We start from the raw sequence: 11,283 nt of genomic DNA on the forward strand, positions 1-11,283 counted from the left end.
GTGGCTGCGCCGTGGGGCGTTGGGCGGGTACGGCTGGGCGGGTGGGCCTGAGTGCGAGTCGGAACCAGACGGCTTTGCCGGGGGTCTCCTGGGGCGGGAGCGTTTCCTTGGCGCAGCCCCATTCAGCGGCGAGGGCGTTGACCAGGAACAGGCCTCGTCCGCTTTCCTGGTTGTCTGCGGAGCATCCGAGTGCAGGCTGGTCAGGGCTGTTGTCCCATACCTCGACGACGAGCCCGGCCTCGGTCAGGCGGGCGCGGAGTCGAATGGTGGCGACGGTCTCACCGGGTTCAGCCTCGGTGGGACCTTCGGGGCGGCCGGTTGCGCGTACCGCGTTCGTGGTGATTTCTGAGATCAGGAGTTCGGCAGCGTCCACGGCCTCGGTTTGGTCGGCGAGACCCCACGCGTGCATCAGTTTCCTAATAAACCTCCGGGCGAGTGAGGGTGCGCTGGGCAGCGCGCCCACGTCGATGCTGTGGCTCGCCTCGTTCGTCGTTACGGTGGTCATGGAGACTCCCGGAAGTGTCCGCCGCTGGTGGCGTCGCCTCGTAGGCGAGGTGCACAACGCGGAGACCGTCGATGAACCACGCCGTGACGCACGAGACACCGTGCTCGACGGCGTAGGCCATCACGTCGAAGTGGTCGGGACCTCCGAGCAGGGTCGGCAGACTCAAGCCGTTGTCCCACAGCATGACGATGGCGCGTGAGCCCTCGCATGCGACACGTACGGTGATGGTGCGGGTGACGCTGGTCTGGGCCATCCACTCGGCGACTCGTCCGGATACTGTGGCGAGGGATTGGCAGTCTTCGGGCTTGAGATAATCGGCGAGCAGCACGCCCAGCTCACTGACTGCCTGCTGGCGTGCGCCTTCGCTCAGGCGCAACACCTTTGCCCGGGTCGGCGCATCGGGTGGCAGGAAACTGACGTCCCAGAGCTCGCGAGGGCGCCCGAACAAGGACCCATAGCTGGGAGAGGTCGCGTAAGCACTCTCCACGACAACGTACTTCGAGGCGTTCTCGCCCATTATGAATCCCAATAGCCTAACGACATCAATTGGATAGCCTGCATCGCTTGCGCCTGCGGCGCCCCGTAATGTGGTGACTACATCGTGTTGTGCCCGCCAGGACGTCTGAACGCCGTTCTCGGGACGTTTTGGAACGTCTGATGTACCATCAGATTCGTCCCAAGCGTCCGACGGAAGAGGTCCCCGTGGCTAATCAAGCCCTCCAGGCGGCGATGGAGGCCGCTCGGCTTACGCGCCAGGCGCTGGCCGAGGTCTGCGAGGTTGACGTGAAGACAATTGATCGCTGGCTCAACGATGATCGACGGACGCCGCACCCTCGCCAGCGACAGGCTGCGGCGAAAGCCCTGGGAACGGAGCCCGACGTGATTTGGTCATCCTTGAAGGAGGCAGCCCGGCGCTCACCGGGTCTCAGAGAGATCCAAGCTGCCTATCCGACGCGTTCGGCCCTGCCGTCCCCCGTCTGGACCGAGCTGGTCAACGAGGCTTCTCATGAGCTTGTGTTCGCCGGTTACACGAGCTACTTCCTCTGGCTGACGGTTCCAGGGCTTCGTGACACCCTCCGGGCCAAAGCCGAGTCCGGCGCGAGAATCCGATTTCTGCTGGGTGATCCAGACAGCGAGGTCACACAGTCGCGCGAGCAGGTTGAAGGCGTGCCGCTCACCGTTCGCTCGCGCATCTCGATCAGTCTCAGCGAGTTGGAGCCGCTGCGAGACGTACCGGGTATCGAAGTTCGCTTCTCGGACCGCCACATCAGCCTCTCGGTCTGGGCCTTCGACGCCCAGATGGTTGTCTGCACGCACGTGGCAGCGGCTGTCGGGCATGACAGCCCCACATATCGGCTGAAGCGGTCGGGACCCTCCGGCCTGTTCGCCTCGTACGCTGCGCATGTTGACGCCCTGTGGGATGTCGCCCGGCCCGCTTACGCCTGAACGACATTGGTCGCTCCTGGCTCTGGCCGAGACGTCGGAAGGGACCGTGACCGTGCTGGATTCTGAAGGGCTCGCGAGGGTCGGCGGCCGGCGCCACCGCGGCGCCGTCAGCGGGCTGTGAGCTGTGCGTGAGCCGGTGCGCCGTGGTGGGGCCGGCGGGCGGCCCTGGTGGGCACGCGGGGTTTTTCACACGCTGGGGTGCGTCGGGCTGCTGGTTCGGTCCGGGTGTGGGTGGCGGTTGTCCGCCGACCGTGCGCCGCGAACGGCGCCCCAGCGCCGCATGCGCAAGGCGCTGGCGGGCGGCGGGCAACCGCCGCCCGCCAGCTCGGGTCCATTGTCCTTGCAATCCGGCAGCCTCCCCAGCAGCGTGAAGGCTGCCCAGGTTGTTCATCGGGCTGTGCGCGTGTGCCCCGGGTTCGCCGGTCCGGCCGGGTGCCGCGTCGCGCGGTCGGCGCCTTAGCGCCGCACGCCGCGCGGGCGCGAAGCGCCCGGACGGTCCGGCGGGGGCGGGGCGCCGCAGGCGCCCCGCCCCCTTTCTTGAACAAGTACAGGACAGATTCGACGCTTCGGCGCGGGGCGTGGCGCGGAGATCCGCCGGAGGCGGGTCGTGCGGGCTGCTGCGTGGTGTCGTCACGGCGTTGTGACGGGTGGTGATATTCGCTGGTGTGTGGGGCGTGGTGGGCGTATGGTCGTGGTCTGAGGTGTCGCGGGGTGCGGCGTCTTGTCGAAACGGGAGTGCAGGCGAACAGCGGGTGTAACGACCCCGCTTGAGAGGGTGATGTCGGTGTGACCGTGGGGCCGTGAGGTGCCTGCGGGGAGAGGGGCTAGTGAAATGCGTGTCTACTTCAGCTTCTGTGAGTGGGTCCGGAAGTTCTAGGAATCACAACGGGGCGCACGGGGTTTCGAGCGGGCTGTCGTTCCTGGATCGGATCGGGGCGGGCCTTGATGTGCCGGGTCTGGAGCCGGAGGCCCGGCGGTTTTTCGAGCAGCAGGCGGCGCATCCTGATCGTGCGGGTGTGGTTCGTCAGCTTACTGATGTTGGGAACTGTGTAGCTCCGGTTCAGTTGCGGGGTTCGTCGGTGCGGCGTGATGCCGTGTCGGGGGATGTGGTCTCGGCGTTCTCGACGGCTGATCTGCCATTGGGTGTGATCCTGGTGCGGTGCGGGAACCGGCGCTCCTCGCGCTGCCCGTCGTGCGCCCGGTTGTACCAGGGTGATGCGTATCAGCGGGTGCTCGCTGGGATCGTCGGGGGCAAGGGTGTGCCTGCGTCGGTGACGGGTAACCCGTTGGTGTTCGTCACGCTCACGGCGCCGTCGTTCGGGGCGGTGCATCGGGTGGCGAAGCCGGGCGATAAGAGCGCGGTGTGTCACCCGCCGGGCAAGAAGCGCTCGTCCTGCGCGCACGGTCGGGCGCGGTTTTGCACGGTGGTACATGATCCGGGCGATGAGGTGGCGGGCTCTCCGCTGTGTCCGGAGTGCTACGACTATCCGGGCCAGGTGCTGTTTAACGCGCTCGCGTCGCGGGCGTGGAAGGCGTTGACGGACAACCTCTATCACCATCTCGCGCGTACGGCGGGTTTGTCGCGTGCGGGTGTGCGCAAACGGGTGCGGATTGAGTATCTGCGGGTGGCGGAGTATCAGGCGCGCGGTGCGATCCATTTTCACGTGGTGATGCGTCTGGACGGTCCGGACGGTCCCGGCTCTCGTGTCCCGGCGTGGGCGTCGGGTGAGTTGCTGTGTGCGGCGTTGGGATCGGCTATCGAGGTCACGACGGTGCGGGTGGCCTCGGCGGCGGCCGGTGAGCGGGTGTTCCGGTTCGGCACGCAACACGATGCCGAGGTGGTGGACTTCACCGGGAACGGGTTTTCTCCCGAACACGTCGCGGCGTATCTCGCAAAGTACGTGACCAAGGGCACCGAAGATGTCGGGGGCGCGGATGTCGTGGTCCGGCACCGTTCGCGGATCGCGGAGCTGGGCCGGAACGCTCACGTGCGGGCGCTGATGTATGCGGCGTGGGATCTCGGGCGGGTGGCGGATCTCGCGCGCATGCGTACGCGGGCGTGGTGTCACACCCTCGGCTACCGGGGCCGGGTGGTGACGGCGTCGCGCGGGTTCTCGGTGACGTTCAAGGATCTGCGGGCGGTGCGGGCTGAGTTCATGGCCGCGCAGCGCGGCGTGGATACCTCCGCCACGGTCACCGAGTCGCATTTCAGCTACGTCGGTCACGGGTTCGGCTCCCCATTGCTCGAGGAGTGGGCGGCGGAACTGCGTGAGGACCGGCAGGAAGCCCGGCAGCTCGCGCGGGACGCGCTCGCGGACCTGCCTTCCGAGGGTCGGGGGTGGGCGGCGTGACGAAGTGCAACGCGGTGAGCAGCGCCGTTCGTCTCGTCGCCGAGCGTGGCCGGCCGGGCTGGGAGTCAGGCGCCGTAAATGTTGAGTCGCGCAGCGGCCTTACCCGGACGCAAGATCATCGCCGGTCTTGCCGCCGAGCCTGTGTCAGTGGGCTGGGGGCCGACCGCGTGTCGTTGAGCCCCGCAGGGACCTTACCCGGCGGCAAGATCACTACCGTAGGTGGCGGGTGCTTCGTGGCGGGGGTCGGCCATGGTCGATCCTGAATTGCGTGCGCGCGTTGCGGCGTCGCGGGCAAAGCAAGGTCTGCCGCCAGTCATCGAAGATCTCACTGTCCTCCGTCGGGTGGCGAGGATCTTCGAGCTGGCGGCAGACGTTCCAAGCGTTGGCCGTCGGCGCGGGCGCCGATGTAACGACCCTAGTTAGGCCACCCAATCGAACTCGAAGCGGTCCGGGTCCCACTTCTTGCGCGGGTCGGCTGGATAGACGTTGATCTTGTGGACGGTGGCCGCGACGATGGCGCGGCGCTGGGAGTCGTTGAGAGACTTCTTCCAGCGCTGTGTCATGTCCTCGAACGTGCCGATGAATCCGAGCAGCATGGGCGCGCCGGTCTGGCGGACCTGCTTGGCACGGTTCTCCTCAAGTCGCTTCTCCACGACGGTCCGCGCTGCCATCCACTCGGCGCGGGTGATCTGCTTCTTGGCGGCCATGACCGCGAGTTCCGCCAGGTCCTTCTCATCCTCAGCGATCAGCGCGGCTAGCCCAGTGTCCTGGTCGTTCTTCGTAGTGAGCTGGTGCAGCATCTCAGGTGAGGCCAGCGCGGTCAGAATCATGTCCCGGACATGCTCGTCCGTGCGACTGGCGACGGTGGCCGTGCCTCCACACGCAGGTGAGCCAGGCGTGTTATGGCAGACGTAGCGCGGTGTGCCTGACTTCGGGCGGCCGGACATCCGCCAGCCGCACAGCGTTCCGTCATCCTTCGGCTTGGCGCACGTGAGAATGCCTGAGAGCAGATACGTGCGCCCCGTCGGGTGCGCAAAGAGGGCGGCCCGGTCAGGGTCTGACAGCAGCGCGCGCAACTGGTCGGACTGCTCCACGGTGATGATCTCGGGCCAGACGGCGTCGGCCACGATTTCACCGAGCAGCGGCCGGGTGGTTTCGAATGACTTCCGAGGTGTGTGCTCGCGCCTGCCGCTGATCCGGGCTGAGGCCATCAGACGCCGCAGCGTCGTCGGCTTCCAGTAGCCGCCTTTCGGCGTACGCACGTCGCGCTCTTCGAGATCGCGGCAGATGCTTGACTGCGACTCGCCGAGCAGCATCCGCTTGGCTACCTCCCGGATGATGTCGGCCTCGTCCTCAACGATCGTCACCCGGTCTTCGGCGTACCCGTATGGCCGCGCTCCCCCACCGGAAACCTTTCCCATCTCGGCGTTCTGGCGGCGCTGGCGCGCCTGGCGCTCGGCCTTGTGCTCGGCTTCCCCGCGCGCGGCCGCGCCGAGCATGCGGGCCACCATCTTGCCGGACGGCGTAGCCAGGTCGATTTCACCCGTCACGGTCGCAAGCTCCACGCCGTGCCGCTCGGCCAGGGCTATCACGCCTTCGAGCTCCAACGGCGTCCGCGTGAGGCGGTCGATATGCCAGCACACGACCGCATCGATGAACCCATTACGGATGTCTTCCAGCATCCGTTCCCACTGCGGTCGTCGCTTACCCGAGTAGGCGCTCACGTCGTTGTCCGCATACACGTCGGCGACGGTCCAGCCGCGCCGTTCCACCAGGGCTCGACAGTCTGCTTCCTGCCGAGCCACACCGAGTCCGGCGCCAGTCCTGTCCTGGCTGATCCGGCAGTAGATTCCGACTTTCCGCATAGGTCACATTTTACTACGCTGGTAGGGACCGGTGTGGCCTGCCCGGTCGGCTTGGCCGCGGCGGAGTGACTCCGGCGAGGACGTCTGGGGGCAACTGCCTGACCGCCATCGCGAACATCGATGGCTGATCGCAAGCCGCTGCCTGCAGACGTCGTCGGGCTCAGAAGCTCTGCTTCCCGCGGGAAAGCCCAGCAGATCGGAGTTGCTCGCGCAACTGCCGCATGCCTCGATCGTCGGGGGATGCGGCTGTGGTTGCCGCACGGTGGCGATCGACGTCGATCGAGCATCGGCTGCGCCCTCGCCGGTGTCCGGCCGCCCCGTCGCCGAGGCGCAGTTCGACGGCGGCTACGGCGGATTGATGCTGTTCGTGGACGCCGGGTACATCACGTGGCTGGAGATCTACACGTTCCGCGACGAACCCGCCGCCGAATGGCCGCCCCCTGAGACACTCGACGTTCGATAGCGCAGGTGGCCGGGAGAATGCGCGCGGGGCCCGAAGCTGCTGAGTCTGGCTGACCGCGGCGGATTGACATCGGGAGCGACTTTGGCCGGAGAGCCGAGCGGAACGCCCGTCATCGCCCACGGTTGGGTGTGGCGGGCGAATCTGCGTCCCCTCATGGAGATGTGCAGCAGGACCGTCGGATACGGCTTCGACGACTCCGACTGGGACGCGGTGGACCCTCCGAGCGACGAGCGACGCTGGCTGCGTTCCTCGAGGTCTTCGCCGCATACCAGGTGGCGGATCCTCGGCTCGGAGTGCCCATCCGAGACCGTGGATCGTGATCGAGAGGACTTCGGTGCGCAGAACTCCGAGCCTCCGCCTACGGACGTCACGATCCCCCTGGGAGATGTCCGGACAACCGCAGACCTTCACCGCGTGCTCAAGCAGCAGCTCGGCTTCCCCGACTTCTACGGTATGAACTGGGATGCCTTCTGGGATTCCATCACGGGACTCGTCGAGAGGCCGGACCGGATCGTGTTCACCGGATGGGCCGAGCTCGCCGCGCGCCTTCCGCGCGATGCGGGACTGCTCCGCAAAATCCTGGGCGAGTACCAGGACCCGGAGCGCTCGCTGAGCTCGCATGCGGGAGGCTTCACCGCATCGTATGAGTGAATTGACTCCGCCGCGCGCTACTACCATGCCTGGTGCGGCATATTCTCGAAGCGGCATTCCGCCGGCGCCGCGACGAACGCGGGCGTCGCATGGTGGGTGGAGGGTTCGTTCGTGCGGTACGCCGTGCTGGGTCCGGTTCTGGTCAGCGGTGAGGAAGGCCCGCTGGAGATCAATGGGACGCTGCGCCGTACCCTCCTCGCGGCCCTGCTGCTGAGCCCCAACCAGGTCGTCTCGACTGACCAGCTGACCGAACTGCTGTGGGGCGACCGGCCCCGCGTCGCGGCCGCCACCTCGCTCTACAACCAGATGATGCGGCTGCGCAAAGCCCTCGGCCCGCACGCCGGCCGGATCAGGGCGGTGCCGCCCGGATACGTCATCGACGTCGAATCCGGCGAGCTCGACACCGCGGTCTTCGCAAGGCACCGCGCCGCCGGGGCCCAGGCCGCGCAGATCGGCGACTGGGCGGGCTCCGCGCGGGAGTACGCCGCGGCGCTCGAGCTGTGGCGCGGCGAGCCGCTGGCCGACGTCCCCGCGCTCCAGTCGTATCCGACGATCCAGCAGTTGGGCGAGGAGCGGATCCTCGCGCTCCAGGGCCGGATCGAGGCCGACCTGCACCTGGCCCGGCACGGCGAGGTCATCGGCGAACTGCGCGGCCTGATCAGTCGGCATCCCTGGCGCGAGGCGTTCCACGCCCAGCTCATGCTCGCCCTCTACCGCGTCGGTCGGCAGCCCGAAGCCCTCGAGGTCTACCGCGACCTGCGCCGCAGCGTCACCGCGGAGTTCGGCGTGGAACCGGGCGAGAGCGTGCGCGAGCTGCACACCAAGATCCTGCGCTGCGACCTCGGTCTGGCGCTGCCGAGCGCGCAACCGGCCGGTGGTCAATCCTTCAGCACGGCGCCAGCAGGCCTCGTAGCGTTGCCGATCCGTAAGCCCGCGCGCCAACTTCCCGCCGACACCCGGGCGTTCACCGGTCGGGAGGCAGAGCTGCACTCCTTGATCGGCGCCGCGCGCCTCGGGACGGCCGAGGAGAGCGAGGAGTCGTCCCCCACCGTCGTCATCTCCGCCATCAACGGAATGGGCGGCATCGGCAAGACGGCTCTGGCCGTCCGGGCCGCCCACCGCCTGGCCGAGCAGTACCCCGACGGCCAGCTGTTCATCGACCTGCACGGTCACTCGGCCGACCTCGACCCGGTCACCCCGCAGGATGCGCTCGACTTCATGCTTCGCTCGATCGGTCTGGAGCCCAAGGCGATCCCGCAGGAGCTGCAGGCCCGCTCCGCGCTCTACCGCTCACACCTGGCCGGTACCAGGACCCTGATCGTGCTGGACAACGCCCGCAACCCGGCGCAGGTCAAACCGCTCATCCCGGCCGAACCCGGCTGCCTCGTCATCGTGACCAGCCGCAGCCCACTCACCGGCCTGGACGACGCCGAGTTCCTGAGCCTCGACGCACTCCCCCGGGACGAGGCCGTCGCCCTACTCAGCCAGTCGGCCGGCCCCGGCCGGGTGGACGAGAACGACCCGGCGGCCCCGGCGCTCGCGCAGGCGTGCGGAAGACTCCCCCTGGCCATCAGGATCCTCGGTGCCCGCCTGCGCCACCGCCCGAAGCTCTCGCCCGCATCGCTGCTCGCCGCCCTGCGCACCGAAGACAACCCGCTCGCCCAGTTGAAAGACGACGACCGGGACATCACCCGCGTCTTCGCCTCCTCTCTCGACGTGCTGCCGGAGCACCAGCAACAGCTGTTCGCGCGGCTCGGCCTCATCCCCGGCCCCGACTTCGACGCCTATGCCGCGGCCGCCCTGCAGGACACCGACGTCGCCGACGCCGAGCGGCAGCTCGAATCGCTGCTCGATCACAGCCTGCTGATCCAGCACGAGCTGGCCAGGTACCGCCTGCACGACCTGCTCCGGGCTTATGCACGTGTCCGGGCCCGTGGGCTCGATCCGCAGGAGAACGAGGCCGCGCGCGGTCGCCTGCTGGACTTCTACCTGGAGACGGCGACTCTCGCGAACGATTTGTGGCTGGGAAATGCCGCGGACCACGACTCCAGCGCCTGCCACGCGGCCGGGCTTACGAACAAGGCGGATGCGAAGGCCTGGTTCGGGGCGGAGAGGGAGAGCCTCTTCGTCGTCTTCGGTGACGAGGGGCTCGACCCGAACCGCCGGCTCAAGCTCTCGGCAGACCTCGCGGCCTATTTGAAGACCTACGGCCCTTGGCGGCGAGCGATAGAAATTCAAGCCGCCGCCGCTGAGGTGGCGCGTGCCATCCACGATCGCACGGCGGAGGCACGTGCGCTCCGCGCGTTGGGCAACCTCTGCAGCAACCTCGGCGAGCTGTCCGATGCAGAGGCCGCCCTGGAGCGCGCCCTCGCGATCTCTCGAGAAACCGGTGACCGGATCGGCGAAGTACGCGCGCTGAGGGTTCTCGCCTGGGCGTTCACATCAGCCGATACCGACCGCGCGTTCAGCTACGCCCAGCAGGCGACCGAGATCGCGCGCGACATGGGCAACACCGGCGATGAGATCCAGATCCTCAGTGTCCTGGCCATTACCGCCAGCCAGAGCGGGAGATTCGAGGACACCGTAGAGATCTGCGCGCGAATCCTCGAAATCAGCCCCGCGGTCGGCAACGACTTCGCCGCCGGCGACGGGCTGCTGCATCTAAGTCACGCGCAGCTTGCCTTGGGCAGGTTCGACGACGTCGAACTCACCCTCATTAGGGCCCTGGCTGCGCTTCAGGGTTCGATTAACGGCACGGCGAACGTCGAACTGGAACTCGGCCGGCTCCATATGCGGCGCGGCCGGTACGCCGAGGCCACCGAGTATCTCAAGCGGGCCCTGCAGGCGTTCGTCACCATGGGTTTCGCCGTCGGCATGGGCTACACCTACGGCGAACTCGGCCGAATCCGGCTCTGGCAGGATGACCTCGACGGCGCGATGACCCTGCTGGAGACCGCCCTGCGCCTCGCCACCGACAGCGGGAACCTCTACGTCGAGAGCTTCGTACGCCCGAACATCGCGTACGTGCACATCGCGCTGGGAGAGTTCACCGAGGCGGAGAAGGAACTGCAACAGGGACTCGAGAGCAGCCTGCGCGGCGGGTTCATGCACTGCGTGGCAGAAGCCCGAGTGGGTCTGTGCGCTCTGGTCTATGCCCGTGACGGAGCGGGCGCCGCCCTCATTCACTATCGCGAGGTCATCGAAGTCGTCCGCAAGTACCGTCACCGGGTCGAGGAAGCAGCTGCGCTTCTCGGGCTCGGCCGATGCGAACTGGAATCCGGCGACCGGGCATCAGGCAGCGCGCACGTGCGAGAAGCGGTCGAACTCTATACACGCATGGGATCCGCGCTCGACGCGGCCAGAGCTCAGGCATACCTCTGCTGACGGCCGAGACCGGCTGCCCAAACCCGGTGCCTGAATCGCGGACCGATATTGGTGGAACGAGGGCCGGTGACAGCGGCATCATGAGCGCGGAGGACCTCATGACCGGCATTGACTACCCCAGGTTCGTTCACGCGATGGCCCGCTACTTCAAGCGCATGGAGGCGAGTCACGGCGCGGCGTGGTCTGCCGGTCGGTCAGCAGCCGCGCTCTGGGAGCAACTGCTGGCAGGCTCCACGGATGCCGATTTGGCCGAGCTTGACGGACTCATGCGCGTCGGATCCGGTGATACCTGTTCGGCCTGGCAGGAGATGACCCTGCTCTACCCAGCGTGGCGTAGCGAAGCAGGATCGCCCCGACAGACGCCGTGAGCGACCCCGTAATTACGGTCCGGCTTCGCACGCGTCGCGCTCAGGTCACAAGCATGGTGTTTGCCGCCCTTCGCCCTCCATCGAGGTCTAGCGTTCGTGCCGCTGCATAACATCGATGATCTATGAGAATCCGCCAACGATTTGGTGCTGCTCAGGTTGGGTGGCGTGACCGAGCGTGTTCGTGCTCGTGCATGTGGGGCGCGGCTGTCATGAGTGTAGATCGTCTGTCACCGGGCGACTGCGAGGTTCG

Annotated in this window: 9 protein-coding genes; 6 read left to right on the forward strand and 3 right to left on the reverse strand. The window is 67.4% G+C overall.

Features of this window, described 5'->3' with window-relative positions; genetic code table 11:
* Nucleotides 1–505: ATP-binding protein (locus KDL01_RS33640; RefSeq protein WP_212532728.1), on the reverse strand; the 505-nt coding region annotated here is incomplete at its 3' end.
* A complete protein-coding gene (locus KDL01_RS33645; RefSeq protein ID WP_212532729.1) occupies nucleotides 417–1,022 on the reverse strand; it encodes a hypothetical protein in 606 nt (201 codons plus the stop codon). The genes KDL01_RS33645 and KDL01_RS33640, both read right to left, overlap by 89 nt.
* 140 nt (nucleotides 1,023–1,162) lie before the next feature.
* Here KDL01_RS33645 and KDL01_RS33650 point away from each other — a divergent pair, with 140 nt between their 5' ends.
* Both KDL01_RS33650 and KDL01_RS33655 read left to right on the forward strand, forming a co-directional pair.
* Nucleotides 1,163–1,951 carry a helix-turn-helix domain-containing protein gene (locus KDL01_RS33650; protein WP_212532730.1) on the forward strand — a complete coding sequence of 263 codons (789 nt, stop codon included), beginning with the start codon at nucleotides 1,163–1,165 and terminating at the stop codon, nucleotides 1,949–1,951.
* Nucleotides 1,952–2,898: 947 nt separating this feature from the next.
* A complete protein-coding gene (locus KDL01_RS33655) occupies nucleotides 2,899–4,302 on the forward strand; it encodes a replication initiator (RefSeq protein WP_212532731.1) in 1,404 nt (467 codons plus the stop codon).
* A gap of 419 nt (nucleotides 4,303–4,721) precedes the next feature.
* On the opposite strand, the gene KDL01_RS33660 is transcribed toward KDL01_RS33655, so the two are convergent.
* Nucleotides 4,722–6,167, reverse strand: coding sequence for a recombinase family protein (locus tag KDL01_RS33660; protein WP_212532732.1), 1,446 nt, complete (start codon nucleotides 6,165–6,167; stop codon nucleotides 4,722–4,724).
* A gap of 202 nt (nucleotides 6,168–6,369) precedes the next feature.
* Here KDL01_RS33660 and KDL01_RS33665 point away from each other — a divergent pair, with 202 nt between their 5' ends.
* The 4 genes from KDL01_RS33665 to KDL01_RS33680 all read left to right on the forward strand — a co-directional run bounded on the left by KDL01_RS33665 (nucleotide 6,370) and on the right by KDL01_RS33680 (nucleotide 11,033).
* Nucleotides 6,370–6,630 (forward strand): hypothetical protein, encoded by a 261-nt coding sequence (locus KDL01_RS33665; protein WP_212532733.1) that lies wholly within the window; start codon nucleotides 6,370–6,372, stop codon nucleotides 6,628–6,630.
* Between the two features lie 309 nt (nucleotides 6,631–6,939).
* Nucleotides 6,940–7,281: a barstar family protein gene (locus tag KDL01_RS44020; protein ID WP_368861702.1), complete on the forward strand. Its 342-nt coding sequence runs from the start codon at nucleotides 6,940–6,942 to the stop codon at nucleotides 7,279–7,281.
* Between the two features lie 111 nt (nucleotides 7,282–7,392).
* Nucleotides 7,393–10,665 (forward strand): AfsR/SARP family transcriptional regulator, encoded by a 3,273-nt coding sequence (locus tag KDL01_RS33675; protein ID WP_212532735.1) that lies wholly within the window; start codon nucleotides 7,393–7,395, stop codon nucleotides 10,663–10,665.
* Between the two features lie 80 nt (nucleotides 10,666–10,745).
* Nucleotides 10,746–11,033: a hypothetical protein gene (locus tag KDL01_RS33680; protein ID WP_212532736.1), complete on the forward strand. Its 288-nt coding sequence runs from the start codon at nucleotides 10,746–10,748 to the stop codon at nucleotides 11,031–11,033.
* The last annotated feature ends 250 nt before the right edge of the window (nucleotides 11,034–11,283 follow it).

Origin of the sequence: Actinospica durhamensis (genome assembly GCF_018139695.1) — a bacterium.
In the GTDB taxonomy this organism is placed as follows: Bacteria; Actinomycetota; Actinomycetes; order Streptomycetales; family Catenulisporaceae; genus Actinospica; species Actinospica durhamensis.

Excerpts from the sequence above, each read along its gene's own strand:
- KDL01_RS33660 (WP_212532732.1), bottom strand. The coding sequence starts at position 6,167 with ATGCGGAAAGTCGGAATCTACTGCCGGATCAGCCAGGACAGGACTGGC.
- KDL01_RS33680 (WP_212532736.1), top strand. The coding sequence starts at position 10,746 with ATGAGCGCGGAGGACCTCATGACCGGCATTGACTACCCCAGGTTCGTT.
- KDL01_RS33645 (WP_212532729.1), bottom strand. The coding sequence starts at position 1,022 with ATGGGCGAGAACGCCTCGAAGTACGTTGTCGTGGAGAGTGCTTACGCG.
- KDL01_RS33650 (WP_212532730.1), top strand. The coding sequence starts at position 1,163 with ATGTACCATCAGATTCGTCCCAAGCGTCCGACGGAAGAGGTCCCCGTG.